26 protein-coding genes are annotated in these 25,016 nt (G+C 58.5%); 8 read left to right on the forward strand and 18 right to left on the reverse strand.

Annotation, left to right across the window (positions count from 1 at the left end; translation table 11 throughout):
• A partial coding sequence (locus ACWR1S_RS12255) for a DUF6026 family protein (RefSeq protein WP_454563736.1) occupies window positions 1–177 on the reverse strand: 177 nt, incomplete at its 3' end.
• Between the two features lie 273 nt (window positions 178–450).
• Between ACWR1S_RS12255 and gnd the strand changes: the two genes are divergently transcribed.
• From gnd to ACWR1S_RS12270, 3 genes are read left to right on the forward strand one after another with little or no spacing between them, the layout of a single operon-like run.
• A complete protein-coding gene (gene gnd, locus ACWR1S_RS12260) occupies window positions 451–1,431 on the forward strand; it encodes a phosphogluconate dehydrogenase (NAD(+)-dependent, decarboxylating) (RefSeq protein WP_454563663.1) in 981 nt (326 codons plus the stop codon).
• Window positions 1,428–2,951, forward strand: a complete 1,524-nt coding sequence (gene zwf, locus ACWR1S_RS12265; protein WP_454563664.1) for a glucose-6-phosphate dehydrogenase — start codon at window positions 1,428–1,430, stop codon at window positions 2,949–2,951. The genes gnd and zwf overlap by 4 nt, the downstream gene beginning before the upstream one ends.
• Window positions 2,948–3,769 (forward strand): HAD family hydrolase, encoded by an 822-nt coding sequence (locus tag ACWR1S_RS12270; RefSeq protein WP_454563665.1) that lies wholly within the window; start codon window positions 2,948–2,950, stop codon window positions 3,767–3,769. Before zwf ends, ACWR1S_RS12270 begins: the two co-directional genes overlap by 4 nt.
• A 125-nt stretch (window positions 3,770–3,894) precedes the next feature.
• Here the strand turns inward: ACWR1S_RS12270 and nhaB are convergent, their stop codons facing one another.
• From nhaB to ACWR1S_RS12290, 4 genes are all read right to left on the reverse strand, one after another.
• Window positions 3,895–5,397 carry a sodium/proton antiporter NhaB gene (gene nhaB / locus ACWR1S_RS12275; protein WP_454563666.1) on the reverse strand — a complete coding sequence of 501 codons (1,503 nt, stop codon included), beginning with the start codon at window positions 5,395–5,397 and terminating at the stop codon, window positions 3,895–3,897.
• Window positions 5,398–5,557: 160 nt separating this feature from the next.
• Complete coding sequence (locus ACWR1S_RS12280) at window positions 5,558–6,484, reverse strand: hypothetical protein (protein WP_454563667.1); 927 nt, start codon at window positions 6,482–6,484, stop codon at window positions 5,558–5,560.
• A gap of 133 nt (window positions 6,485–6,617) precedes the next feature.
• Window positions 6,618–7,907 (reverse strand): hypothetical protein, encoded by a 1,290-nt coding sequence (locus ACWR1S_RS12285; protein ID WP_454563668.1) that lies wholly within the window; start codon window positions 7,905–7,907, stop codon window positions 6,618–6,620.
• 279 nt (window positions 7,908–8,186) lie between these two features.
• Window positions 8,187–8,453, reverse strand: a complete 267-nt coding sequence (locus ACWR1S_RS12290; protein ID WP_016983763.1) for a hypothetical protein — start codon at window positions 8,451–8,453, stop codon at window positions 8,187–8,189.
• A 354-nt stretch (window positions 8,454–8,807) separates the two neighbouring features.
• Between ACWR1S_RS12290 and ACWR1S_RS12295 the strand changes: the two genes are divergently transcribed.
• Complete coding sequence (locus ACWR1S_RS12295; protein ID WP_127927869.1) at window positions 8,808–10,133, forward strand: sigma-54 dependent transcriptional regulator; 1,326 nt, start codon at window positions 8,808–8,810, stop codon at window positions 10,131–10,133.
• 99 nt (window positions 10,134–10,232) lie between these two features.
• Here ACWR1S_RS12295 and ACWR1S_RS12300 read toward each other — a convergent pair whose 3' ends face one another.
• The 10 genes from ACWR1S_RS12300 to ACWR1S_RS12345 form a co-directional block, all read right to left on the reverse strand.
• Window positions 10,233–11,540 carry a hypothetical protein gene (locus ACWR1S_RS12300; RefSeq protein ID WP_454563669.1) on the reverse strand — a complete coding sequence of 436 codons (1,308 nt, stop codon included), beginning with the start codon at window positions 11,538–11,540 and terminating at the stop codon, window positions 10,233–10,235.
• A 45-nt stretch (window positions 11,541–11,585) separates the two neighbouring features.
• Complete coding sequence (locus tag ACWR1S_RS12305) at window positions 11,586–12,332, reverse strand: hypothetical protein (protein WP_454563670.1); 747 nt, start codon at window positions 12,330–12,332, stop codon at window positions 11,586–11,588.
• 44 nt (window positions 12,333–12,376) lie between these two features.
• On the reverse strand, window positions 12,377–13,057 hold the full coding sequence (locus ACWR1S_RS12310; RefSeq protein ID WP_141125608.1) for a C39 family peptidase: 681 nt from the start codon (window positions 13,055–13,057) through the stop codon (window positions 12,377–12,379).
• Window positions 13,058–13,120: 63 nt separating this feature from the next.
• Complete coding sequence (locus ACWR1S_RS12315) at window positions 13,121–14,143, reverse strand: heme utilization protein (RefSeq protein WP_454563671.1); 1,023 nt, start codon at window positions 14,141–14,143, stop codon at window positions 13,121–13,123.
• 73 nt (window positions 14,144–14,216) lie between these two features.
• Entirely contained in the window at window positions 14,217–14,792 is a 576-nt protein-coding gene (locus ACWR1S_RS12320; protein WP_141125611.1) for an adhesin, read from the reverse strand.
• A 1-nt stretch (window position 14,793) separates the two neighbouring features.
• Window positions 14,794–15,243, reverse strand: coding sequence for a hypothetical protein (locus ACWR1S_RS12325; RefSeq protein ID WP_141125612.1), 450 nt, complete (start codon window positions 15,241–15,243; stop codon window positions 14,794–14,796).
• Window positions 15,204–15,383, reverse strand: a complete 180-nt coding sequence (locus ACWR1S_RS12330; RefSeq protein ID WP_171057221.1) for a hypothetical protein — start codon at window positions 15,381–15,383, stop codon at window positions 15,204–15,206. Before ACWR1S_RS12330 ends, ACWR1S_RS12325 begins: the two co-directional genes overlap by 40 nt.
• Window positions 15,384–15,600: 217 nt before the next feature.
• Window positions 15,601–16,125, reverse strand: a complete 525-nt coding sequence (locus ACWR1S_RS12335; RefSeq protein ID WP_141125751.1) for an AAA family ATPase — start codon at window positions 16,123–16,125, stop codon at window positions 15,601–15,603.
• Complete coding sequence (gene pnuC / locus ACWR1S_RS12340) at window positions 16,122–16,685, reverse strand: nicotinamide riboside transporter PnuC (RefSeq protein WP_141125613.1); 564 nt, start codon at window positions 16,683–16,685, stop codon at window positions 16,122–16,124. Before pnuC ends, ACWR1S_RS12335 begins: the two co-directional genes overlap by 4 nt.
• Before the next feature lie 280 nt (window positions 16,686–16,965).
• Window positions 16,966–18,600 carry a methyl-accepting chemotaxis protein gene (locus ACWR1S_RS12345; RefSeq protein WP_454563672.1) on the reverse strand — a complete coding sequence of 545 codons (1,635 nt, stop codon included), beginning with the start codon at window positions 18,598–18,600 and terminating at the stop codon, window positions 16,966–16,968.
• A gap of 305 nt (window positions 18,601–18,905) precedes the next feature.
• On the opposite strand from ACWR1S_RS12345, the gene ACWR1S_RS12350 reads away from it, so the two are divergent.
• Both ACWR1S_RS12350 and ACWR1S_RS12355 read left to right on the forward strand, forming a co-directional pair.
• The gene (locus ACWR1S_RS12350; RefSeq protein WP_454563673.1) at window positions 18,906–19,736 is read left to right on the forward strand and encodes an undecaprenyl-diphosphate phosphatase; all 831 of its coding nucleotides are present in this window, start codon (window positions 18,906–18,908) and stop codon (window positions 19,734–19,736) included.
• The gene (locus tag ACWR1S_RS12355; RefSeq protein ID WP_454563674.1) at window positions 19,733–20,164 is read left to right on the forward strand and encodes a DUF1294 domain-containing protein; all 432 of its coding nucleotides are present in this window, start codon (window positions 19,733–19,735) and stop codon (window positions 20,162–20,164) included. Before ACWR1S_RS12350 ends, ACWR1S_RS12355 begins: the two co-directional genes overlap by 4 nt.
• Window positions 20,165–20,281: 117 nt before the next feature.
• On the opposite strand, the gene ACWR1S_RS12360 is transcribed toward ACWR1S_RS12355, so the two are convergent.
• Complete coding sequence (locus ACWR1S_RS12360) at window positions 20,282–20,641, reverse strand: MmcQ/YjbR family DNA-binding protein (protein ID WP_095118795.1); 360 nt, start codon at window positions 20,639–20,641, stop codon at window positions 20,282–20,284.
• Complete coding sequence (locus tag ACWR1S_RS12365; protein WP_160057969.1) at window positions 20,638–21,546, reverse strand: LysR substrate-binding domain-containing protein; 909 nt, start codon at window positions 21,544–21,546, stop codon at window positions 20,638–20,640. Before ACWR1S_RS12365 ends, ACWR1S_RS12360 begins: the two co-directional genes overlap by 4 nt.
• Window positions 21,547–21,674: 128 nt before the next feature.
• Between ACWR1S_RS12365 and ACWR1S_RS12370 the strand changes: the two genes are divergently transcribed.
• Window positions 21,675–22,286 (forward strand): FMN-dependent NADH-azoreductase, encoded by a 612-nt coding sequence (locus ACWR1S_RS12370; RefSeq protein WP_116030393.1) that lies wholly within the window; start codon window positions 21,675–21,677, stop codon window positions 22,284–22,286.
• Window positions 22,287–22,522: 236 nt separating this feature from the next.
• Complete coding sequence (locus ACWR1S_RS12375) at window positions 22,523–23,560, forward strand: alpha/beta hydrolase family protein (protein ID WP_137216731.1); 1,038 nt, start codon at window positions 22,523–22,525, stop codon at window positions 23,558–23,560.
• A gap of 132 nt (window positions 23,561–23,692) precedes the next feature.
• On the opposite strand, the gene ACWR1S_RS12380 is transcribed toward ACWR1S_RS12375, so the two are convergent.
• Entirely contained in the window at window positions 23,693–24,880 is a 1,188-nt protein-coding gene (locus ACWR1S_RS12380; RefSeq protein ID WP_454563675.1) for an MFS transporter, read from the reverse strand.
• Between the last annotated feature and the right edge of the window lie 136 nt (window positions 24,881–25,016).

The raw sequence follows: 25,016 nt of genomic DNA on the forward strand, positions 1-25,016 counted from the left end.
GAGAGGAAGAAGAGGAAAGAGGGGAAAAGGTTGGGGTTGAGAAACTTGGGTCAAGAGGCGCAGCTGCGCCAACTCCTGCTTCAACTGGTCGCGTTCATCTTTCAACTGACGCAATTCGTCGCGACGAATCGTCACGTACAGGGTTTGTGGCGGCATTGCTGTGTGTACTGTGCCCATTGCTCACCTCGCAAATGGCGTGCATCAACTGTAAATCGTCCCCGTTGGCGGGTACTGACTTACTATCGGCGCCGATTTTGATTTCTTTTGCCTGTGAATGGAACTTTTTTATTTTTCATGGTCCGTGTGTCTTCGGCACGATTCGGGGCGTTATCAGTCAGGATCGGGCACAATGCCCGGAAACTTCATCGCAACGCTCTGGACTAACCTCCATCAGTCGCGTTGGGCTATAACCAATGACACACATTTATTTGTAGTAAGGAGCATCAGCACATGCAACTCGGGATTATTGGACTGGGCCGCATGGGCGGCAATATTGCGCGACGTCTGATGCTCAACGGTCACACCACCGTTGTTTACGACCGCAATACCGCTTTCATCGATAACCTGGTCGCCGAGGGCTCCACCGGCGTCGCCGACTTGCCGGCACTGGTTGTCGGCCTGGCCAAACCGCGCGCGGTCTGGGTCATGTTGCCGGCCGGCGCGCCTACCGAAGACACCATCAACACCCTGAGCACGTTGCTCGAAGCCGGCGATACCATCATCGACGGCGGCAACACCAACTATAAGGATGACATCCGCCGGGCCAAGACCCTGGCCGAGAAGGGCCTGCACTACATCGACGTCGGTACTTCCGGTGGCGTCTGGGGTCTGGAGCGCGGCTATTGCATGATGATCGGCGGTGACGCTGAAACCGTGCAGCGCCTCGATCCGCTGTTCGCCGCATTGGCGCCAGGCATGGGTGACATCCCGCGCACCAAGGATCGCAAGTCGGATGATCATCGCGCCGAGCACGGCTACATCCACGCCGGTCCTGCCGGTGCCGGGCACTTCGTGAAGATGATTCACAACGGCATCGAGTACGGCATGATGGCCGCGTTCGCCGAGGGCTTCGACATCCTCAAGACCAAATCCAGCGAGCGCCTGCCGGAAGATCAGCGTTTTGATCTGAACGTGGCCGACATTGCTGAAGTGTGGCGTCGTGGCAGCGTGGTTTCCTCGTGGCTGCTGGACCTGACCGCCGATGCACTGGCCAGCGATCCGAAACTCGACGGCTTCTCCGGTTCCGTAGCGGACAGCGGCGAAGGTCAATGGACCATCGAGGCGGCCATGGAGCAAGCGGTGCCGGTACCGGTGCTGTCGAACTCGCTGTTCTCGCGCTACCGTTCGCGCGGCCAGGGCACCTTTGGCGACAAAATTCTTTCGGCCCAGCGCTTCGGCTTCGGCGGCCACGTGGAGACACCGAAGAAATGACCCATACGATCCGCAGAAAATCCAAGGCAGAACCCGCACCACCGACCACGCTGTTTTTGTTCGGTGCCCACGGCGACCTGGTCAAGCGCTTGCTGATGCCGGCGCTGTACAACCTCAGTCGCGACGGCTTGCTTGACGAAAACCTGCGGATCGTTGGCGTTGACCACAACGCCATTACCGATGAGGCCTTCGCGCACAAGCTCGAAGATTTCATCCGTACCGAAGTGGCGGCGAAGGTCGGCAAGGGCGATCAGATGCTTGATCCGGCCTTGTGGGCCAAGCTCGCCAAAGGTATCAGCTACGTTCAGGGCGACTTCCTGGACGACAGCACCTATTCAGCCCTGGCGGCGAAAATCGCCGACAGCGGCACCGGCAATGCGGTGTTCTACCTGGCCACCGCGCCGCGTTTCTTCAGTGAAGTGGTGCGCCGACTGGGCAGCGCCGGTTTGCTTGAAGAAACCCCGGAAGCGTTCAGAAGGGTGGTGATCGAGAAGCCGTTCGGCTCCGACCTGCACACCGCCGAAGCGTTGAACGCCTGTTTGCTCAAGGTGATGTCCGAGAAGCAGATCTATCGGATCGACCATTATCTGGGCAAGGAAACCGTGCAGAACATTCTGGTCAGCCGGTTCTCCAACAGCTTGTTCGAAGCCTTCTGGAACAATCACTACATCGACCACGTGCAGATCACCGCCGCCGAAACCGTCGGCGTCGAAACCCGTGGCAGTTTTTACGAACACACCGGCGCACTGCGCGACATGGTGCCCAATCACTTGTTCCAGTTGCTCGCCATGGTGGCGATGGAACCGCCGGCGGCGTTCGGCGCCGATGCGGTGCGGGGCGAGAAGGCCAAAGTGGTGGGTGCGATCCGCCCCTGGACAACTGAAGAGGCTCGGGCCAACTCGGTTCGCGGCCAGTACAGCGCTGGCGAAGTCGACGGCAAACCACTGAACGGTTATCGCCAGGAAGCCAACGTCGCGCCGGACAGCAACACCGAAACCTACGTTGCCCTGAAAGTGATGATCGACAACTGGCGCTGGGTCGGCGTGCCGTTTTACCTGCGTACCGGCAAGCGCATGAGTGTGCGCGACACCGAGATCGTCATCTGCTTCAAACCGGCGCCGTATGCACAATTCCGCGACACCGAAGTCGATGAGTTGCAGCCGACGTATTTGCGCATCCAGATCCAGCCAAACGAAGGCATGTGGTTTGATCTGCTGGCGAAACGGCCGGGGCCGGCGTTGAACATGGCCAACATCGAACTGGGTTTTGCCTACAAAGACTTTTTCGAGATGCAGCCGTCGACCGGTTATGAAACGCTGATCTACGACTGCCTCACCGGCGACCAGACACTGTTTCAGCGTGCGGACAACATCGAGAACGGCTGGCGCGCCGTGCAGCCGTTCCTCGACGCCTGGCAGCAGGATGCCAGCGTGCAGACTTATGCCGCCGGCGAAGATGGCCCGCAAGCCGCCGAAGATCTGCTGACTCGCGATGGTCGCGTCTGGCATGGCCTGGGATGAGTGACTTGCCGAAGCAACCTGTCCGTTTTCTGCTCAGCGACATGGACGGCACGTTGTTGCTGCCCGATCACACGTTGAGCCAACGCACCATCGACGCAGTGCGTGCGCTGCGCGAGACCGGCGTGCTGTTCAGTCTTGCCACCGGGCGACCGCCGAAAGCCATGTTGCAGCAGATCGAAGCCTTGGGCGTCGATCTGCCGACAGCGGCGTTTAATGGCGGCACGATCGTCAATCCCGACGGCAGTCTGCTGGTCGCGCATTACCTGCCGGCCACCACCGCGCTGATTGCGCTGGCAACCTTTGCCGATCAGCCAGATGTGGAAATCTGGGTGTTCAGCGGCGGCGACTGGTTGCTCAAGGACCCGCACGGGCCAATGGTCCCGCGCGAACAGCATGGCCTCGGTTATCCGCCAGTGGTGGTGGAAAGTTTCGAGCCGTATCTGGAGCGCATCGACAAGATTGTCGCGACCAGCAACAACACAGAACTGTTGATCGAACTGGAGGCGCAACTGCAGGCCAAGGTCAACGGCATGGCGCAGGTATCGCGTTCACAACCTGTTTATCTTGACGTGACCGCGCTGGAGGCCAACAAAGGCACCGCGCTGGCGACTCTGGCCGAGCACTTGGGCATACCGCTGGAGCACACGGCGGCCATCGGCGATGGCGGCAACGACCCGGCAATGTTTCATTGCGCAGGCCTGTCGATTGCCATGGGGCAGGCGGAGGAGGCGGTAAAGCGTCAGGCTGACGTGGTCACCGCGCCGAACACCGAAGACGGCGTCGCCCTGGCGATCGAAAACTACATCCTCCCTCGCTGAGAGCACGCAAAACCAAATGTAGGAGTGAGCCTGCTCGCGATAGCAATATATCAGTCACCATTTCCTGGGGCTGACACACCGCTATCGCGAGCAGGCTCACTCCTACAGTTTTTAAGCGGTGTTGATCAGAGCCAGTAGCTCACCGCATACCAGCCCAGCAATCCCATCACGAAGGTGTACGGCAACGCCATCCACACCATCCGCCCGTACGACAAACGCACCAGCGGTGCAATCGCCGAGGTCAGCAGGAACAGAAACGCAGCCTGACCATTCGGCGTCGCCACGCTCGGCAGGTTAGTCCCTGTGTTGATCGCAATCGCCAGCGTCTCGAAATGCTCGCGGCTCATGTGCCCGGCGAGAAACGCCTGTTTCACTTCGGTGATGTAGATCGTGGCGACAAACACGTTGTCACTGATCGCCGACAACAGGCCGTTGGCGATAAACAACATGCCCGGTTGTTGCTCGACCGGCAGGGCCAGCACCCACTGGATCAACGGTGCAAACAGTTGTTGATCGTGAATCACCGCCACCACTGCAAAAAACACCACCAGCAACGCGGTGAACGGCATGGCGTCCTTGAATGCGCTGCCCAGACGATGCTCGTCGGTGATGCCGGTAAACGCGGTGATCAACACAATCACCATCAATCCGATCAGGCCTACTTCTGCGATGTGAAAGGCCAGGCAACCGATCAAGATCAGTGCTGCTGCGCCTTGCACCAACAGCGCGGCGCGTTGGCGCGCCGTGCGTTCAGCGTTGTCTTCGGCGGCGTAGTTGGCCAACACGGTGCGAACGTTGTCCGGCAGCAGTGTGCCGTAACCGAACCAGCGCAGTTTCTCCAGCAACACGCAGGTGACCAGACCCGCTGCCAGAACCGGCAAAGAAACCGGCGCGACTTTCTGGAAGAACTCGCCGAAGTGCCAGCCCATTTCATGACCGATCAACAGGTTCTGCGGCTCACCGACCAGTGTGCAGACACCGCCCAGCGCCGTACCGACCGCGCCGTGCATCAACAGGCTGCGCAGGAAGGCGCGGAATTGTTCCAGGTCGTCGTGATGCAGTGTCGGCAGGTTCTGGTCGTCGCCAAACTCGCTGTCCTGGCGCGGATCATTGCCGGAAGCGACGCGGTGATAAACGGAATAGAAACCAACAGCCGCACTGATGATCACAGCGGTCACCGTCAGGGCATCGAGAAACGCCGAGAGAAACGCCGAAAGAAAGCAGAACATCAACGCCAGCGCCGCTTTTGAACGCACGCCCAACAGCAGCCGCGAGAACAGAAACAGCAACAGGTCCTTCATGAAGTAGATGCCCGCCACCATGAACATCAGCAGCAGGATCACCGGGAAGTTGTGCACCAGTTCATCGTAAAGCGCCTGTGGCGTGGTCATCTTCAGCAATAGTGCTTCGATCAACAACAAACCGCCGGGCATCAACGGATAGCACTTGAGCGCCATCGCCAGCGTGAAGATAAATTCGATCACCAACAACCAGCCGGCCGCAACCGGGCCAACCGTGAACAGCACCAGCGCATTGAGGATCAGAAAACCGACGATGGTCGCCTTGTACCAGCGTGGCGATTGCCCGAGAAAGTTGTGCGCGAACGCCTGGGCCATTGAACCGGACATCGGTTGCTCCTTGTTTTATTGAAGCGCGCAAGTTGCCGGATGTGTCGTGCAAGTTCAAGTTGTTACTGGATTTAACCGATGTTCTTGTGAAAAGGACAGCCAACGGCAAAGGCCCACCGAGTCATCGACTCGGTGGGCCTTTGCCTGCTGCAGGAAACGTTTAGTCCAATTCTGACGAAGTCACCTTGATTACCCAAGGCTCTGAGGTTCGACCCAGATGGGATTGGAGCCTGAATGTGTGAAACTTGTTCTTTTCCAGGCCGTGGATCGTTGTGGAGTGGATGCCGTGATCATTTGTCTCGAAGGGCACCAGGTTATTTTCATAGTCGACAATCCAGCCAGTTTCACCGGGGGTTCCTGTGCCCGTGACTGTCACCGATGAATCGGACGTGGGGTGTTGATTCGGGATCAATTGATAACTTTCATCGCCCAAGGCGAATTGAATGCTGAGCGGTGCGGGTTTCTTTATCAGGACCTGCCATGGAGAGGATTGCTGCCCATTGGTTTCCCGAGCGCTGAAGTTTTGCGTGCCTGTCTTGAGATCCTTGAGGTTGGCGCTCCAATGCCCGTCTGAACCGACATTCAGGAGTTTTACCACTATGCCGTTGTTCACCAACTCCACTACTTTGTCACGTGTGCCCTTGCCAACAAAATTCAGTTCACCTTGAAATGTAGTCTCACCGTTTCCGACGGGCGTACCGGTAGGATCGTATACCGAGTCGATTGAGAGCCCTTCGCTGACATCCACTACAATAAACCACGACATTGACACTTGACCATCGGAGGTTCGCACGCTGTAGTCGTGAAGACCCCGTTGCTGACCCAGCAGCTCGGCGCTGTAATGACCCGTGTTATCAACAGTCACGGGATGGTGTGCAGGAAGACCGAAGTCCAGTATCTCTGCTAACTGATTCGGCTCCGCCCAACCGACAAAAGACAGATTGCCGTTCGTGGTAATACCGTCAGGTGGAATGGAGATACCGTCACCATTAGTGATTGAGATAATCCTGGGCGCCTCAAGCTCGGCACTTCCTGAGGACAGTTGAACCGATGTGCGATGTTTGGACGGTTTCACGAGATCGTTCATATCAAAATTCCTTTTTCGGGTAGAGCACGCAGTGCTCTGCGCGCCCTGCAATCTGATGCCCGATCAAGGCTGGCGTCTACTGTCAGAAATTACAGGTACAGGCCCATTCCCGACAAACGGTTACACGTCTCGCCTATGAATTCAGATACCGCGCCACCATCGCCCGATAGTTGCCATCCAGCGAATAACCACCCACAAGAATGGCGTCATCCGCCTGCACGGCCAGTGAATTGGCTGTGTCCAGACTTCGTCCCAGTCGTGTGCGCAGCCAGCCTTTGCCGTCGGCAAAACTGTGGTCCAGACCGCCATCACTCAAGTAACGGGCAACGATAAAATCCGCCTCGATGCCGCCAATGGTTGCGCCGACCGCGATGATGCGACCGTCCGCCATGCGCTGGGCGGCGCTCCATTGGCAGCCGCTGGGACCGATTTCCAGCAGTTGTGGCCGGCCGCCATGGTTGTGCAGATCCGGGCGACCGTTGGTGTGCACGCTGTAGGCCATGCAACGAATCGGGTCGCGACTGCTGCCGAAACAGTGCAGTGCGTCAGTGGACTCAAGGACCTGACTGACTAGCGCGCTTTGGCCGTGCGCCTTGAACGCCATGAAGCCGTCGACGGCAAAGCGCTCGTCGAGGCGACCATTCGGCAGGTAGCGCGCCAACAAACCCTCTTGCGGAAAGTCGATGGAGCCTGCCACGACAATCCGTCCGTCGTCTTGCAACAGCAGGCTGCTGAGCCAGGTGTTCAACAGTAGATGGCGAATCATCACAAAGCCGCGACCGTTGAAGGTTTCATCCAGGCGGCCGTCGGGCTTGAGGCGAATCAGCATGCCGGCATGGTCGGCGAGTTCGAAATGATGATTGGCGATCAGCAGAATGTGGCCGTCGTCCTGGACAACGAAGTCGCAGGCTTCGGCACCGGGTACGCCCGGTGGCAGCCAGGCATCACGGCTGCCCATGGATAGATCGCCGGGCAGGCGCACCACCTGACGACCGTTGTCACCGAAGGTTATTTCCGGTTTGCCCTGTGCATCGAACAAGGCCAACGCAGGCAAGGTGCGATGCGCGGTTTCGTAATGCAGACCGGCGAGCAGGATGCGTCCGTCCGGCAGCACCCGGACTTTGCCGGCGGTGGCTTCGAAGCCTGGAGCAAAGGTCTCGATCACGCTGCCTTGATCACCAAAGGCCAGATCGGCTGAGCCATCGGCGAGCATCCGCGCCAGTCCGAAGCGACTGCCAGCGGCGATGCCGACTTTCGCCGCAACGAGGATCCGCCCCTGCGCATCCAGCGCGATATCTTCAGTCAGGCTGGACAGGCTGCCAGCGAAATACACTTGGGCGATGCCGGTGTTGGCAAATGTTTTATCGAGTTGACCGGCAGACGTCGATAACGCCGGCAGCGCAAAAGTGTTCAGAGTGGACATGCACGCATCTCCTTGCGAGTTGACCTTTACCGGAAACCGGGTGGGTAACTGCATGAGCGGAACATTCAATCCCTGAACCGGGAGAAGTACAACTGTAAGAACTAACAGGTGGAGGGTCGCACTGTGCCAGAACAGTGTCTTTTTGAACCAATAGCAAGCCGGCCAAGCAGTTAAGCCTGAGCACCTTGCAAAGAGTTGTACAAAAGTATCGGGTGTTTAAAAGATTACAACTAAGCGAAGAGGGCGGATGACCTGAAAGTCATCCGCATCGCCCGGCTGTTAGTGCGGCATCGACCACGATTGCAGGCTGTAACCTTCTTCGCTGAGTTCAGCGCGAGCCTGCTGCAGCAGTTGCTCGAGTTGCGCTGGATCGGAGTAGGCGCTGCTTGGGATCTGTTTGCGACCGATGTGCGAATTGGTTCGGTCAATGACGGTAAGGCTCAGTTCGCCATTGCCGTCTTGTGGCGCCCAGGCCACGCACTGGAAAGGTTTGAACGCGTGGTTGGCAATCAAAAGAGCTTCGTTGATACGGAGCGGGGCGGTCATGGGTTGTTCTCTCTATGGTGCCCAATCAAGTGATGTGCCGTCGGTTGGGCTTACCGTTCGGCTGGTACTTGTACTGATGCACCGAACCCGCAGGCAGGTCACACATGAAACAAAGAAATTTCAACTTTCTTTCATGGCGTTGCTTTACCGACAGGTTTTTGAAAGCTCCCTGAAAGGTTAAGGCTGGGATTAGTCGATAGCTCACTAACAACTTTGCTTCTTATAACGTGTTTGCTTGTACACCTATAAGCAATCGATACAAGGCCCTGTCAAAATCTTGCTAATGTTACAGTCGGGTCTGCCAAATGACTGTTTTTACAATCATTTCTAATAATTTGGCGCCAAGGAACAGTCATGAGCGAAGCGCCTGCGTTACGACGTTTACTGGTGGTCGATCCGTGCGACGACTGCCACCGCTTATTGCCCGGATTACGCGCCGTAGGTTGGGATGTCGACAGCTGTACTTTGGAAAACGCCGCTGATCGCAGTTGTGATGTCGGTTTGTTGCGATTGCAGCCATTTCATCTCGAACGTCCCGAAGCCGTCAAAGAACTGATCAGCCGCAGCGGCACCGAATGGATCGCCGTGCTCAATCAGGAAGTGCTGCGCTTACAGAACGTCGGTGACTTCGTCTGTGAATGGTTTTTCGATTTTCACACCTTGCCGTTCGACGTCTCGCGCGTGCAGGTGACGCTCGGGCGCGCGTTCGGCATGGCGCGTTTGCGCGGGCAAGGCACGATCCACGTCGATCAGCCCGAACATGAACTGCTCGGCGACAGCAAACCGATCCGTGAACTGCGCAAACTACTCAGCAAACTGGCACCCACCGAATCGCCTGTGTTGATCCGCGGCGAAAGCGGTACCGGCAAAGAACTGGTCGCGCGCACGCTGCACCGCCAGTCCCAGCGTCACAGCAAGCCGTTTGTGGCAATCAATTGCGGGGCGATTCCTGAGCATTTGATTCAATCCGAGCTGTTCGGCCACGAGAAAGGCGCCTTCACCGGCGCGCATCAACGCAAGATCGGGCGCATCGAAGCGGCCAATGGCGGCACGCTGTTTCTCGATGAAATCGGCGATCTGCCGCTGGAGCTACAAGCCAATCTGCTGCGTTTCCTGCAGGAACGGCACATTGAACGTGTCGGCGGCAGCCAGCCGATCCCGGTGGATGTGCGGGTTCTGGCGGCGACTCACGTCGACCTGGAAGCGGCCATTGAGAAGAAGCGATTTCGCGAAGATCTGTATTACCGGCTCAACGTCCTGCAAGTGGTCACTGCGCCTTTGCGTGAACGCCATGGTGATCTGTCGATGCTGGCCAACCATTTTTCCCACTTCTACAGCCACGAAACCGGCCGCCGTCCGCGCAGTTTCAGCGAAGACGCGCTGATTGCCATGGGCAAACATGACTGGCCGGGCAACGTCCGTGAGCTGGCCAACCGTGTGCGGCGCGGGCTGGTGTTGGCCGAAGGCCGGCAGATCGAGGCCCGAGACCTGGGGCTGATCAGCCAGCACTCGATCGCTACCCCCATGGGCACGCTGGAAGATTACAAAACCCGCGCCGAACGCCAGGCACTGTGTGATGTGTTGAACCGGCACAGCGACAATCTCAGTGTTGCGGCCAAGGTCCTTGGCGTGTCCCGGCCGACATTTTACCGTTTGCTGCACAAGCACCAGATTCGATAGATACCTGAAGATCAAAAGATCGCAACCTGCGGCAGCTCCTACAGGGATTACATGAATCCGATGTAGGAGCTGCCGAAGGCTGCGATCTTTTGCTTTTGCCTAGAAGTAGTACGGGAATTTCAGGCTGAAGGAAAAGTCCGGGGCATCGTCGGTCATGCCGATGGACAGGTTGGGCACGATGGTCAGGTTGTCGGTGGCCGCAATGGTCATGCCGACGTTGAAGTAACCGGCGTTGGCGTCACTGGACACCACCGATTCCCAATCGCCGCCATCCTGTTTCAGCTTGCTCTTGCGTTGCACCAGATCAGACACCGAGAACGACATACTCATCTTCTCGTTCAGCGCAAACGCAATACCGGCGCCAATCTGGAAGCTGTCGCCAATCTGTACCTTGCCCGGGGTTTTCTGGTTAACCGTGGAACTGATGTCGTCGAACGATTCCTCCAGGTTGTGGGTGTAGGACAGACTGCCGAACAGCACCGCCGGGTCAAACGTCTTGACCAGCGAGATGCCCGGGGTGACCGACCAGACGCCGTTGCCGGTAGGCAGGGTGTCAGGCACGAACAGGTTGGAATTGGCATCGGTCTGGCGCAGCTTGATGCCGAATGGATCCTTGCCGGTTGGCGCCTTGACCCGCAAGGTCACGACTGCATCCGGCGTGTTGACCGATTCATCCATGAACTTGTAGGCGATACCGAAGTTGACGTCGCCAATGGTCGGGTCGCGGTCGACGTCCTGTTCGGTCGTGACGTTAGACGCGCCGCCGTTGCCACCGCCGGACTGATAGGTCGAATCACGGTAGACCACGGGCACGTTCAGGTCGAACTGCCAGCGGTTGTCAAAGTTGTAGCGACCCGTGAGGTCAAGGGTCCAGGTATCGGCCTTGATCCGGTCAAGGTTGATGTTGCCGAGAAAGATCGAGTCGAGTGCCAGGAAGCCGTTGAGAATCAACTGACGGGTGTCATAGCGCGAGTAGGTGACACCGGTTTCGAAGCTGAATTTGCCACCGCCGAAGAAACCACTGGCTTCGTCGTACAGGTTGGACACACTCTGTGCCGGTTGTGAATCATCTGCCAGCGATTGCCCGTAAGAAGCCCCACTGCCTCCGGCTGCGCCCCCCGACGCTGCTGCGGCCCCGGTACCGGTGGCCACTTTGGGATTGCCTTTGAGATCCGACGGCGACTTGGCCAACCTTTTGGGTTGTGGCGCCGCCGGTTGGTCTTCGACCTGGCGAACCCGTTGTTCGAGTACCGCCAAGGCTTTTTGTTGTACTTCGTATCTTTGCTTCAGCTCCAGAAGCTCTTGTTTCAGGACTTCTACATCGGCGTCCGGTGCCGCTTGCAGCATGGCTGCAGGTAGAAGAGTGCTCAAACAAACAGCGGCACGCAGTGATACTGATCGATACATGAATAAGCCGTCCCTTTAAGCCCAATGATCGAGACTCAGCGTAGTTCAATATCCAATAGTGCGTAGTGCCCTGAGTTGAGTCAGGTTGCAATCCAGTGCGCCGGCGCTCATGCCGTTATTGTTCAGGACGACGTTGAGTTGAGTCATGTTGTTGACCACGTTGGCGCTACCGAGCAAACGGGTGTTCTGCAGCAAGCCACCCTGAGCGACCTGTTGCAGGGCCGAGCCCTGATTGCCGGAGGCCTGAATGGCCATTTGTACGCCACCGCCGTTGGCCGAAACGGCCACGCTGCCCGCAGCATTGCTGCCGCCGATAGTCTGCCCGGCCATCAGTGCCTGCCCTTGTGCGGGCACCAGCGCCGGGGCCTGACTGGCTTCCGAAACGTTAATGGCGACGTTGTTGTAGGCGGTGTTGCTGTCGCCAGCGGCGCGCACGCTTTGTGTCACGCCCTGGCTGCTGTCGAGTCCGGCGCCACCGGTGATTGTGCCGGTGCCCGTTGGCAGGACACTGCCGTTGCCGTGCTCCTTGATGGTTTGCACGTAGAATTCGGGTTTGATCGTTGCTGCCTGAAGTTGCATCGAGGTGGCTGCCCCGATCAGATCACCACTGGCGTTGCGCCAGGTACTGCTCATGACAATGCCGAAGCTGATAATCCGCCCCGGCATGACATAACGACCCCGTAGTTCGGACAACTCCTTGTCTTGTATTTCTATAGGTTTGAATCCTGCATTGGCATAGCCTGACGCACTCGCTGCCAGGCAGGCGGCGGCCAGCCAGTATGAGGTTTTCATTTGCTGCTCCCGGGACATCCAGCCCCATTCTTTATAATCGGCGATTAAAAGAAGTCGCTCTGTATGAACCCGAAATCCATCAATTCAGCATCTCTGACAGGGTTGAAGTTATCCAGCTTGTTCTTGGCCGTCAGTGGTGTCGGCGGGCTGCGCAACGCATTGGTTTTGTCATAACCGGGGCCGACGATGGCGAAGACTATGCCGTTCCAACCTTTGACAAAGTCATCGTGTTTGTAGCGTTTATGGCCTAAAACCGGGTCTCCGATGTAAACCCAGTCCTTGTCCGAACGCTGCAGAACCACGAAATGCTTGTAGCCGCGAATTTCCATCAGTACCACCACCGGGATCGTTACAGCGTCGAGTTTTTCCGGTGGAATCTTGTAACCCCTGGCGCGCATGCCGATGCTTTCTATGTAGCGCTTCATGTCGAGCATGGAAAACCCTTGAGTACGAACAAGGTCCTGGTCTGCGTTGACCAGCATGCCTTTGATGATGTGCTCCTCATCGACGTCGAGCCAATAGGCCTGGCGTAACACCGTGGCCAGTGCAGCAGCGCCGCAGCTGAAATCGGTTTTCTGTTCGACGATGTCGGAAAATTTGCGCTCACGAATGCTTTGCACGTTCTTGTAGATGAGCGTGCCACCCGGCAAGGCGGCAACGGGCATCTGACCGGCCTGAGTCAGGCCACAGACACAAAGCAGAGCGAAAAGGGCAGTTTTACGCATGATCGATACGCCTTTGCGGACTGAGGAAAAGCCCCGTTTCCGGGGCTTTCTTTTCGATCGCGATTACATGCAGGCTTTGCAACCTGCAGCGATGGACAGCGAGTTGCTTTGTTGGTTGCCAACACCAGCGGCGTTGTTGAAGCCACCGTTGCCAGACCAGTTGTTGCCCACGTTGGTCATGTTGGCATTGTTGGTGACAGGGTTTTTCCAGCCATCTGGAGTCATCACTTGTTGAGTGGTTACACCAGCCAGACCGAAGACACCCACAGCGACGAAGTCAGAGCTGGATGGTTTGTTGCCACCATTGCCGCCATGCCCTTTGTCATTGTTGCCATAGCCGCCACCGCCATGACCATGATCGTCATCTTTGGTGGTTGCAGTACCGGCGGCGACGAATGCGCCGGCGGCGGTAACAGTGCCAGTGAGGGTATCTTTTTTGTAGGTTTGAGTGCCGTTGTTGGCGACAGACAAACCACTGGAGCTTTGGTTGGCAGCGGCAGCTGCTTGAGCTACGCGACCACCGGACACAGCGATTGCCAGGTTGTTTTTCTGTTGGTTGAAGTTGCCGGCACTGTTGTTCACGCCGATATTACCCGAGCCACTGTTGCCGACGTTGTTGAGGCTGGCGTTGGCGGTGCTGGAGTAGTTGCCTACAGCGTTGTTGGCGTTGACTTGAGTGGCACTGGAGACAGCCACTGCGGTGCCGAAGATGAAGCTTTCGTCAGCAGTCGCCAGAGCCGCAGCGTTGTCTTGTTGGTTGCCGTCGCCTGCGGTGTTGTTCGCACCGATGTTGCCGTTGGCACCATTGAGCGAGCCACTGACGCTGGCGTTGTTTTGAGTGCCTTGGTTAAGCACAGTATTGCCGCCGCTGCTTTGCGTATCGAGCACTGCGGCACCGGCGCCAGCGCCGATTTGCAGCAGTTCTTCGAGGGTAGGGCCTTTTGGATCATGGCCATTGCCATGACCGTTGCCGTTCCCGTTACCATGACCGTGATCATTGTCATCACGACCGCCTGCCTGTGCTGCGATTGCCATCACTGCTGCAAGTGCGAAAACCAGTGGTTTGAGAGCCATTGTAGGTTTCATGGTGTTTCTCCATCGTGCTTATTAGTTGGTTAAGTGTTGGTACTTTCTAATTGCACTGCTTTTGTTGTTTGGGTCAGTCAGCGACCCGGATGCTCAGGGTGTTAGCCATTCGGTTCCCCACCCCGGCACTCTGGTTCACCTGGATTACCCCGCGGCTGCCGGTGAAGGCCTGATCACTTGTCGTGACCTGGCGACTGCCGGGTGAGGTACCAGTTGCTCCTGAGCTCGGTAAAAGCGCCACGTTCTGTTGTGAAAGGGCACTGTCGTCAACGCTCTGCGGGGCAGCACTGATGCTGACGCGCGTCACGTTGGCCATCTGGTTGTTGGCGCCGGCACCCTGGTTCACACCGAGAATCCCGTTGCCATTACTGAAAGAGTTGCCGCCGATGGTGGCGCTGGCATTCGTCGACGGATTGCCGGGTGTATCGATGTGTTGGCGGACGATCGTCGTAGCGCTCGCCGACGTGCCAATGGCGATGGATTTGGCATTGGTTTGCTGCATCTGGTCGCCGGCGGCCTGGTTGACGTTGTAATTGCCGCGGTACTGAATGCCGGTGTCCTGAATGTTCGCGTTGTTCACTGAACTGGGGTCGGCCGCCATGGCACTGGCGCAGCCGAAGAGGGTAAGCAGGAGCAGGGTGCGATTCATCTTATTGGCCTCCAGCCATGCGGGTCAGCGGAGCGAGGCCGGCGCCCATTGCGCGGTTGACGGTGTTGGAGATGGAACTGCCACCGCCGCCGCCATGACCGGCACTCATGCCGGGCAGACCATTGGGGTTGGTCAGCACATTGGTCCCCGGCAGGCTACCGGTTGCGGTCGACATACCGCCGCGAATCGACGAACCACTGGCTACACTGGCGAAGTCACCGTCATTGAGTTCGGTGCTGTTCATCGCCTGGTTGATGCGGCCGGAAGGGTTGGCATTGACGGTCGTCGGGTAGGGGTCTTTGCCGCCGCTGCGACCGATAGGAATCGGCTGGACATCGCGATTGAGCACAATCACACCGTTGCCTTCTGCCTGTACGTTGAAACTCACGAACGTACTGGCGGCTGATCCAATCAGCAGGAGGCAAGTAAAGGCTTTTTTGATATTCCCCACGGCTGCAATTCCTTCTTCAGTGGGCTGCCCTTGGTCAGCGTTGTGAAGGAGAGAGCGAAAGCTGTGCCGCTTTTGAAATGTGTTTGAATTTCAATTGCTTGGGAAATAGATGCGCAGGCCTGATACACCGGCTGTTTCATGGCTGATACACGCAGGGTTGCGCTGACCTGTCCATTGGCTGAACAAAGCTCTGAAACAAGGGTTTGCAGCGGTGTGTATCAGCCGCGTAACAACCCGGATGACAAAGCGATGAACAGTGCTGAAACGGCCACTTTGCGCTTGGACGACTGTTTCAAGAACGGACACTTTGCCCCCAAACCAGGGGAAAATATCGGGGAAGGGCACCCGTCGAGCGGGTCACTCAGTCAGCAGTTGCTCGACGGCGGCGAAGGCCTGCGTCTGGCGCTCGGCCCAATTGCCCTCGATGACCTGTAAACGCTGGTGGTGGTTTTCCAGCCAGTTTTGCGTGGCTCGGTAAAACGCCAGTCGCTCGTCCAGATCCGGTTGGCAACGTTGACCATCATCGGTCCAGTCAATCTGTTCCGGGGACAGCAACAGGTGCAGGTCGTAATGCCGCGCCAACAATTCGGATTCCAGCCAGGCCGGGCAATCGCCGAACAGCGTCTGGCTCCAGAGAATATTGCTCAACAAATGGGTGTCGAGAATCAGCAGGGACGGCTGTTGCGCCCGCGCTTGATCTTCCCATTGCAGTTGACCGCGAGCGATTTCAGGGATGTCGGCCAGACAGGTGTCACGGGGATTGAGTTCGATAAACCGGCGCACGTACTCATCCACGCGCAAGCCGCCAAAGCGCTGTTGCAGGCCCGCCGCCAGCCAGCTCTTGCCGGTGGATTCCGGGCCGGTCAGGACCACGACCTTCATGTGCGCAACGCCGGGTCGGCGCGCCATTCGCGAAAGCCTTGAATCGCCAGCAGGGTGAACAGAGCGTACAGCGCAGCGGTGAGGTACAGCCCCTTATAGATGAACAGGCCGACGAAGATCACATCGAGCACGAACCACAGCGCCCAGCATTGCAGGCGCTTCTGCGCCATCCACAGTTGCGCGACCAGACTGAAACCGGTCAGCGCCGCATCCAGCCACGGTTGCGCGGCGTCGGTCCAATGGGCCATCGCCGCGCCGAGCAAGACACTGCCGACGGCACCAATACCCAAGCCGAGCAACAGCGAACGGTGATCGAGGCGGGTGACCTCGCGGCCGTCATGCATCGTCCCGGCGCGGGTCCATTGCCACCAGCCATAGACTTGCAACGCGGCGTAAATCACTTGCAGCAACATGTCCGAGTACAGCTTCACTTCGAAGAAGATCCAGCTATAGAGCAACACCATGACCAGCCCGATCGGCCAGCACCACGGATTCTGTTTGACCGTCAGCCAGACGGCGATCACACCGAGGGCGGCGGCAAACAGTTCAAGCCCGGACATGGGGGTTCCTTGGGGGAGTCGAAGAAGGGGGCGGATTGTACTGCATTGGACTAGGGACTGATGACCGCTGTAGATCAAAAGCCCCTCACCCTAACCCTCTCCCGGAGGGAGAGGGGACTGACCGAGTTGGATGTTCGAGATCCGCCGACCTGATCTTTCTGCGTTGAATCCATAATCGACTCGATTTTTCAGGTCGACGTATAGCTTGAGACACCTCGGTCGGCCCCCTCTCCTCGGGGAGAGGGCTGGGGTGAGGGGGGGCTCACCAGAGTTACACGGGTCAGACGCGGAACTGGCGCAGAAGGCCGTTGAGTTGTTCGCTCAATTGGCCGAGGCGTACGCTGGCCGCACTCGACTGCTCGGCCGCGATCGCCGTGCTGTGCGAGAGGCCAGCCGCCTGGGTGACGTTCTGATTGATGTCCTCGACCACATGCGCCTGCTGCAACGTCGCGCTGGCAATCGACGCATTCAGGCCATTGAGATTGCGCAGTGCCTGGCCAATGGCATTCAGACTCGCCCCGGCCAGTCCCGCTTGTTCGATGGTCAATTGCGACGCCTTGCTGCTGTCGCCGATCACCTTCACGGCCGCCTCGGAATGGTTCTGCAGGCGCTCGATCATCGACTGGATTTCCGCTGTCGATTTCTGTGTGCGCTGCGCCAGCAGGCGTACTTCATCCGCCACCACGGCGAAACCGCGTCCTTGTTCACCGGCCCGGGCCGCTTCAATGGCGGCATTGAGCGCGAGCAGGTTGGTCTGCTCGGCAATCGAGCGGATCACTTCCAGCACGCTGCCGATCTGGGTGCTTTCGGCCGCCAGGGTGCGAATCACTTCAACGGCTTGATCAATGGTCCCGGACAGCTTGTCGATCTGCTGCAAGCTGCCATCGATATTGATCTGGCCCTGTTGCGCCTGGGCTTCGGCATCGCGCATTTCGGCGGCGGCGTGCTCGGCGTTCTTCGCCACGTCTTGCACGCCATAGGTCACTTCGTTGATCGCTGTGGCCACCAGTTCCATCTGCTGCGATTGCTGCTGGCTACGTTGCTGCGCCTGCGAGGCGTCGTTGCCCAGTTCGCTGGACGACTGGCCAAGGGCGCTGGCCGACACCTGCAAGTCACCGATCACCCGGCGCAGTTTGGCGGTAAAGGCGTTGAAGTGATGGGCCAGTTCAGTGACTTCATCCTTGCCATGGGTATCGAGGCTGCGGGTCAGGTCGCTTTCGCCGCTGGCGATGTTGGCCATGGCGTTGACGGTTTCCTGCAGCGGCCGGACGATGCTGCGCGCGATCAGGATCACCAGCAGCGCCATGATCACGGCAATCGCCAAACCGATGACCGTGGCCTTGATCACTTGGCCCTGGAATTCCGCCTGCACATCGTCGACGTAAACCCCGGAACCGAGCACCCAGCCCCAAGGCTCGAACAGTTTGACGTAGGAGGTCTTGGCCACCGGCTCGCTGGCGCCGGGTTTCGGCCAACGGTAGTCGACCATGCCGGCGCCTTTGGCCTTGGCGATGGCGACCATTTCGTTGAACACCGCAAAGCCGTCCGGGTCGCGGATCGCCGAGAGGTTCTGGCCTTCGAGTTTGGGGTTGGTCGGGTGCATGACCATCACGGGCGTGAGGTCGTTGATCCAGAAATAATCGCTCTGGTCATAGCGCAGGCCACGAATCGCCGTCAGCGCCTGTTTCTGCGCCGCCTCTTTGCTCAGGGTGCCGGCGGTTTCGAGGTCGTGGTAGTAGGTCAGCAGGCCACTGGCCGTCTGCACCACGTGCTGGGTTTTCTGGGCCTTGGCGTGGTAGAGATCGTCGTGGATCTGCTTGAGCATCAACATGCCCAAGGTCAGCAACATGACCACCGCCACAATCAAGATGAGCCACAAGCGTCGGCTGATCGACACACTGCGCAAGCTGTTCATAACGCTGTCACTCCGGATTCTTTTTCTTGTAATAAACGACCGCCAGCATCCAACCACGATTTCGTGAGCGGGCATACGCGACCCAAGTCGTATAACGCGGCAGCGCTATTAAGGCTTGTCTGTTAGGATTTCGGCCCCGCGCGTGAAAACCTGAATCCAAATTGATATTTCACGGAATTTTGACCGTTTCGTGTGGATCCTGTGCGTGCGGAATCGGTACAGCCATAAACAGCTACGCTGATCGCAGTGAACGCTAGAAAAATACTATCGGAGCATGCCAACGCGCATCGCTCTTTGGGGGATTGATGGATCTTTGGACGGCCTTGCAGGCACTGATACTAGGAGTTGTAGAAGGGCTGACGGAGTTTTTGCCCATTTCCAGTACCGGACACCAGATCATTGTTGCCGACTTGCTCGATTTCGGCGGCGAACGGGCCATGGCGTTCAATATCATCATCCAGCTCGGCGCGATCCTCGCGGTGGTCTGGGAGTTTCGGCGCAAGATTCTTGATGTGGTCATCGGCTTGCCGACACAGCCCAGCGCACGGCGTTTTACCGCCAACCTGCTGATTGCGTTTCTGCCCGCTGTGGTGCTGGGCGTGATCTTCGCCGACCTGATCCACGAATACCTGTTCAACCCGATTACCGTGGCGACAGCACTGGTGGTGGGCGGCATCATCATGTTGTGGGCGGAAAAGCGTCAGCATGAAGTGCATGCGGAAACGGTCGACGAGATCACTTGGAAAGATGCCTTGAAGGTTGGCTTCGCGCAGTGTCTGGCGATGATTCCCGGCACCTCGCGCTCTGGCTCGACGATCATTGGCGGGTTGTTGTTCGGCCTGTCGCGCAAGACTGCCACCGAGTTCTCGTTCTTCCTCGCGATGCCAACCATGGTCGGTGCGGCGGTCTATTCGGGCTACAAGTACCGTCACCTGTTTGTGCCAGCGGACTTCCCGGTGTTCGCCATCGGCTTTGTCACCGCGTTCATCTTCGCCATGATCGCCGTGCGCGGCTTGCTCAAGTTCATTGCCAGCCACAGCTATGCGGCGTTCGCCTGGTATCGGATTGTGTTTGGTCTGGTCATTCTGGCGACGTGGCAGTTTGGCTGGATCGATTGGGCGGCGGCCAAACCATGAGTGATTCCCGCGCACGCCGACCCGAAGGGCGACCTTCGGGTGGCAACAACATCCAGCATCTGAAGCTGAAGCTGGTGGTTCTGCTGATCGTCTGCGCACTGCCGTTGTTCGGCTCAGTGTCGATGTGGCTGCGCGGGATCTCGCGGGTGCCGTTGGCCGCTTACGGGATCGTCAGTGTGTTGGCGTTCTTCATGTACTGGGCCGACAAGCGCAAGGCGCGCACCGATGCCTGGCGCACGCCGGAAAACGTCCTGCATGCCGTGGAACTGGCCGGCGGCTGGCCGGGCGCGTTGATTGCCCAGCAGGTATTCCGGCACAAGACGCGCAAGGTGTCGTTTCAGATTCTGTTCTGGGTGATTGTGCTGCTGCATCAGGTGTTCTGGATCGACCAGCTGTTTCTTGGTTCGAACCTGTTGACCCTGTTCTGAATACACCGCAATTCCCTATGTAGGAGTGAGCCTGCTCGCGATAGCGGAGTGTCAGTCAAAGAAATTCCAACTGACACTCCGCTATCGCGAGCAGGCTCACTCCTACAGGGATCGGGGTTAGAGCAATAAACCGATTTGGGTCTTTTTCGGCAACTTGCTCACCACCAGTTGATGCGAGCGCTGCAACAACCCCTGCAACTCTTCGGCACCCAAAGGGTAGGGCGGATGCATGATGATCCACTGCGCCCGCGCCAGATACGGCGCCGGGTGAATGCCCGGGCGGTCGCAATGGCCGAGAAACAGATCCTTGTCGACCTTGAATGCCAGCGAATCGCCGCGCAGCCCCTGCAAGGCAAACATCTTGTTGCCGGCAATCGAAAACACCCGCACGCCACCCCACTTGTAATCTTCCCGAGCACCCGGCAATGCCAGGCAGAACGCCGCAACGTCGGCTTCGCTCATTTTTCCCTTGCTCATAACAACCGCTCCCCACAAGCATTGAACGATTCGACCAGATGATCGATCCACGCGCGCACCGCCGGCATCACCCCGCGTCGATGCGGATACACCGCTTGCAGCCAGCCGCCGGGCAGTGACCACTCTGGCAGCAATTGCACCAGCGTGCCGTTTCTCAGTTCTTCTTCGCAGTACATCATCGGCAGCAAAGTGAAACCCTGACCGGCCAGCACGCAGGCTTTGCGCACAATAAAGTCATCGATGCCCAGGCGCGCTTCCATGTTCAACTCGAAGCTTTCACCCTGTTGATCAAGCAAGCGCACATGCACCATGCGATCAGCCTCCAGCGCGCCGAGCACTGGCAGATTTTTCAGGTCTTGCGGATGGTTGATCGATTGGTCCTGTACAAAATCCGGACTGGCCACCACGACCATTTGCGCCTGCCGCAAACGCCGGGTGACCAGCAACGGATCTTCGTCACCGTGTTCACGCACGCGCAGCGCCACATCAAAGCCTTCGCCGACCAGATCGACGCGGCGATTGAGCAGGACGACTTCGAGTTGCACCTGCGGGAATTTACCGAGAAATTCGCTGATCACCCACGGCAACATTTCCCGGGCCAGACCGGTGGGGCAGGAGACCCGCAGGCGGCCACGCGGCTCGCTGGACATGCTCGCCACCGCTTCATCGGCCATTTCCGCTTCCAGCAACATCGCCTGACAGTGACGCAGATAACGTTCGCCAACGGCGGTGAGATTGAGTTGCCGGGTGGTGCGTTGCAGCAAACGTGCGCCGAGACGTTCTTCCAGTTCGGCGATGCGTCGTGACAGGCGTGACTTGGGAATGCCCAGCAAACGCCCGGCCGCCGCAAAGCCGCCGGCCTCGACGACTTTGGCGAAATAGTAGAGATCGTTGAGGTCTTGCATCGTTGAATTCCAACTGTTCTATCAGTGGGACAAACTATCGCATTTCAGGCGGCTAATCATCCATTGGTTTCTTGCGTAGGATTGTCTCCATTCCGTCGCCACCGGCGATTCCTTCCAGGAGATTCCACATGAAACTGCTGCATATCGATTCGAGCATTCTGGGCGACAACTCGGCTTCCCGTCAGTTGAGCAGCGAAGTCGTCAAAGCCTGGCAGGCCGCCGAGCCAAGCGCCGTGGTGACCTACCGCGACCTGGCTGCCGACGCCATCAGCCACTTCTCGTCGACCACCCTGGTCGCCGCCGGCACCACCGCTGAACTGCGTAACGCCGCACAACAGCACGAAGCCGAACTGAGCGCTTCCACGCTGGCCGAGTTCATCGCTGCCGACGCCGTCGTCATCGCCGCGCCGATGTATAACTTCACCGTACCGACCCAACTCAAGGCGTGGATCGACCGCGTTGCCGTCGCGGGTCAAACCTTCCGTTACACCGAAGCCGGCCCTGAAGGCCTGTGCGGCGGCAAGAAAGTGGTGATCGTTTCCACCTCCGGCGGCATTCATGCCGGTCAGGCCAGCGGTATTGCTCACGAAGAATATCTGAAGCTGGTGCTGGGCTTCCTCGGCATCACCGACATCGAAATCGTCCGTGCCGAAGGCCTGGCTTATGGCGACGAAGTGCGCAACAACGCCATGACCGCTGCCCAAGCGAAGATCAGCGAGCAACTGTTCGCCGCTGCGTAAGGCTTGCGTAAAGAACAGCTGTTGTTCAGGTAACACTCAAAAAACTCTGTATTCTGGTTCCGCAAGGGGCGAATGCGGAGTTTTTTGTTTCTGGCTGTTACATAATCTGGCCCGGGTTATGCAGTCACACAATCAGCGTCTGAGTGCATTGTCGTACCGAAACACCGAATCCCCGGCGTTTCAGGCCCGCAACGCAACGGAACTTTCGATTGAGTAACAACAGGGTGGAGCATCCCATGATGCGTCTTTGTGCAACGTTACTGATTTGCCTGCTTGGCAGCTTTAACACAGTGCATGCTGCGCCTGGGCGACACCCTGTGTGGAGCGTTGGCTACCACGAGATGACGTTTCTCGATCCGCTGGACCTGCAACCGATGCGCGCCATCGCCTTCTATCCTTCCAGCGACCGCGAGCACATGAGCCTGCTCGAAGGCTATTCGGTGGAAGCCGGCGAAGACACCAAAGTCGCCATTGGCCGCTTTCCGATGCTGATGCTCTCGCACGGCAACACCGGCACACCGCTGGCCTTGCACGACCTCGCCACCTCGCTGGCGCGCAAAGGCTTTGTCGTGGTTGCGGTGATCCATCCCGGCGACAACTCCAAAGACCACAGCCGCCTCGGCACCCTGAGCAATCTCTACGGGCGGCCAATCCAGATTTCCGAAGCGATTACCGCCACCCTCGGCGACCGCATGCTCGCGCCCTACGTCAATGCCGATCAGGTCGGCGTGATCGGCTATTCGGCGGGTGGCGAGACCGCGTTGATTCTGTCAGGCGCGCAGCCAGACCTGGATCGCTTGCGGCGTTATTGCCAGGAACGTCCGGATGACCGTGATGCCTGTAATACGCAGGGTGAACTGATCGTCGACCGTGATGACTTGCAGCCGGTGGCTGACCCACGCGTGCACGCCTTGCTGTTGATGGCGCCGTTGAGTTTGAAATTCGGCCGCCACACCCTGGCGGACGTGCATGTGCCGGTGCTGCTCTACAGCGGCGATGGCGACAAACTGGTGGCTTTCGACAAGAACGCGGCGGCTTTGGCGCGCAAACTGCCGACCGCACCGGATTTCAAATTGCTGGCCGGGGCAGGGCACTTCGTGTTCATGGCGCCGTGCAACGAAGAGCAGATTCGCGCCATGCCGGCGCTGTGTACTGATGCCGATGGCGTTGATCGCGAGGATATCCATCGCAACCTGATCTCTGAAGCCGGGCGTTTCTTCTCGCACACGCTGGGCAAACCGACCCGGGCCGGGATGCAAACCGCGGATCAATAATCCGATCCCCGCAGCACCGCAGCAACTGTGGGAGCGAGCTTGCTCGCGAAGGCGTAGTGTCAGTCAATACATGTGCTAACTGATTCACCGCCTTCGCGAGCAAGCTCGCTCCCACAGGTTTTGGTGGATTGTTCAAGAAATCGCCCGGCGCTGGAGCAGCAAAGTCAGCCCCAACCCAATCACCGACAACATTGCCGCACTGAAGAATATCCACGAATACCCCAGGTTCAACGCCACCGCGCCCATCAACGGCCCGGCAATCGCCAGCGCCAGATCGAAGAACACCGCATAAGCGCCCAGCCCGGACCCGCGACTGGAACTGGGCACCTGCTTGATCGCCTCGACACCCAGCGCCGGATACACCAGCGACAGGCCAAACCCCGCGAGTCCTGCGCCGATCAGTGCGAACCCGGTGGACGGCGCCAGCCACAACATCACCAGCCCCACGGTTTCGATCGTCATACAGGCGATCGCCGATCTAAAACCGCCGAAACGACTGATCGCCGAGATAAACATCAGGCGCGACAGGATGAAGCACACACCAAACACCGTCAGGCAATACGCTGCGCCGGTCCAGCCTCGGTTGAGGTAATAAAGCGTGATAAACGTCGTTAGCGTGCCGTAGCCGATCGAGGCCAGGGTCAGGCTCGCGCCATACGGGGCGATCCGCCCGATCACCGCCCAGAACGGCAGGCGTTCCCCACGGATCACCGGCACGGATGGTTTATTGCGAATCAGCACCAGCGCACCGGCCGCCAGCACGGCCAGCGCAATGCCGAGGCTGGTGAAGCCGTAATCGGCGACCATGACCACGCCCAGCGGCGCACCAATGGCAATCGCGCCATAGGAGGCGATGCCGTTCCAGCCGATGGATTTCGCCGTGTGTTCGACACCGACCTGGCCCATGCACCAACTGATCGTGCCGACGCCGATCAGCCCTTGGGCGACGCCGAGCAGCAAACGGCCGATGATCAGAATGATCAGGCTGGCCAGCGGGAAACTCTGCAACAGCGTGGAGAGCAGCGTCAGCAAGCCGCTGAGGACAATCCCCCACAAGCCATAAATGATCGCCCGTTTGGTCCCGACCGTATCCGACATGCGCCCGGCCATCGGCCGGCTGAGCAGGGTGGCCAGGTACTGCGAGCCAATCACCAGCCCGGCAATGACTGCGCTGAAACCCAGCTGCTCGTGCACGTAACCGGGCAACACCGCGATCGGCAGACCGATGCAGAGGAAGGCAATAAAGGTATAGAACACGATGGAGACGATCTGCAGGGTGATCGCCATGGAGCTTTGCGGTGGCTGTTGCTGCGCAGACATGAGGACTCGTTCGCGGGCGGCGGTGGGAGAGTTCGCATCATGGCTTGGGTGTCAGATAAAAGAAAGCAGGCTAACTACTTTCCAGACTGATCGTTCCCACGCTCTGCGTGGTAACGCCGCCACGGACGCTCCGCGT

The organism is Pseudomonas sp. AIG (assembly GCF_977020205.1).

What these genes read in the sequence shown, in the direction of transcription:
- zwf (WP_454563664.1), top strand. Translation starts at nt 1,428, where the DNA reads ATGACCCATACGATCCGCAGAAAATCCAAGGCAGAACCCGCACCACCG.
- ACWR1S_RS12285 (WP_454563668.1), bottom strand. Translation starts at nt 7,907, where the DNA reads ATGTCCACTCTGAACACTTTTGCGCTGCCGGCGTTATCGACGTCTGCC.
- ACWR1S_RS12365 (WP_160057969.1), bottom strand. Translation starts at nt 21,546, where the DNA reads ATGCAAGACCTCAACGATCTCTACTATTTCGCCAAAGTCGTCGAGGCC.
- ACWR1S_RS12320 (WP_141125611.1), bottom strand. Translation starts at nt 14,792, where the DNA reads ATGAATCGCACCCTGCTCCTGCTTACCCTCTTCGGCTGCGCCAGTGCC.
- ACWR1S_RS12290 (WP_016983763.1), bottom strand. Translation starts at nt 8,453, where the DNA reads ATGACCGCCCCGCTCCGTATCAACGAAGCTCTTTTGATTGCCAACCAC.
- ACWR1S_RS12300 (WP_454563669.1), bottom strand. Translation starts at nt 11,540, where the DNA reads ATGTATCGATCAGTATCACTGCGTGCCGCTGTTTGTTTGAGCACTCTT.
- pnuC (WP_141125613.1), bottom strand. Translation starts at nt 16,685, where the DNA reads ATGTCCGGGCTTGAACTGTTTGCCGCCGCCCTCGGTGTGATCGCCGTC.
- nhaB (WP_454563666.1), bottom strand. Translation starts at nt 5,397, where the DNA reads ATGTCCGGTTCAATGGCCCAGGCGTTCGCGCACAACTTTCTCGGGCAA.
- ACWR1S_RS12345 (WP_454563672.1), bottom strand. Translation starts at nt 18,600, where the DNA reads ATGAACAGCTTGCGCAGTGTGTCGATCAGCCGACGCTTGTGGCTCATC.
- ACWR1S_RS12335 (WP_141125751.1), bottom strand. Translation starts at nt 16,125, where the DNA reads ATGAAGGTCGTGGTCCTGACCGGCCCGGAATCCACCGGCAAGAGCTGG.
- ACWR1S_RS12315 (WP_454563671.1), bottom strand. Translation starts at nt 14,143, where the DNA reads ATGAAACCTACAATGGCTCTCAAACCACTGGTTTTCGCACTTGCAGCA.
- gnd (WP_454563663.1), top strand. Translation starts at nt 451, where the DNA reads ATGCAACTCGGGATTATTGGACTGGGCCGCATGGGCGGCAATATTGCG.
- ACWR1S_RS12305 (WP_454563670.1), bottom strand. Translation starts at nt 12,332, where the DNA reads ATGAAAACCTCATACTGGCTGGCCGCCGCCTGCCTGGCAGCGAGTGCG.
- ACWR1S_RS12310 (WP_141125608.1), bottom strand. Translation starts at nt 13,057, where the DNA reads ATGCGTAAAACTGCCCTTTTCGCTCTGCTTTGTGTCTGTGGCCTGACT.
- ACWR1S_RS12295 (WP_127927869.1), top strand. Translation starts at nt 8,808, where the DNA reads ATGAGCGAAGCGCCTGCGTTACGACGTTTACTGGTGGTCGATCCGTGC.
- ACWR1S_RS12330 (WP_171057221.1), bottom strand. Translation starts at nt 15,383, where the DNA reads ATGAAACAGCCGGTGTATCAGGCCTGCGCATCTATTTCCCAAGCAATT.
- ACWR1S_RS12355 (WP_454563674.1), top strand. Translation starts at nt 19,733, where the DNA reads ATGAGTGATTCCCGCGCACGCCGACCCGAAGGGCGACCTTCGGGTGGC.
- ACWR1S_RS12375 (WP_137216731.1), top strand. Translation starts at nt 22,523, where the DNA reads ATGATGCGTCTTTGTGCAACGTTACTGATTTGCCTGCTTGGCAGCTTT.
- ACWR1S_RS12360 (WP_095118795.1), bottom strand. Translation starts at nt 20,641, where the DNA reads ATGAGCAAGGGAAAAATGAGCGAAGCCGACGTTGCGGCGTTCTGCCTG.
- ACWR1S_RS12350 (WP_454563673.1), top strand. Translation starts at nt 18,906, where the DNA reads ATGGATCTTTGGACGGCCTTGCAGGCACTGATACTAGGAGTTGTAGAA.
- ACWR1S_RS12280 (WP_454563667.1), bottom strand. Translation starts at nt 6,484, where the DNA reads ATGAACGATCTCGTGAAACCGTCCAAACATCGCACATCGGTTCAACTG.
- ACWR1S_RS12380 (WP_454563675.1), bottom strand. Translation starts at nt 24,880, where the DNA reads ATGTCTGCGCAGCAACAGCCACCGCAAAGCTCCATGGCGATCACCCTG.
- ACWR1S_RS12270 (WP_454563665.1), top strand. Translation starts at nt 2,948, where the DNA reads ATGAGTGACTTGCCGAAGCAACCTGTCCGTTTTCTGCTCAGCGACATG.
- ACWR1S_RS12370 (WP_116030393.1), top strand. Translation starts at nt 21,675, where the DNA reads ATGAAACTGCTGCATATCGATTCGAGCATTCTGGGCGACAACTCGGCT.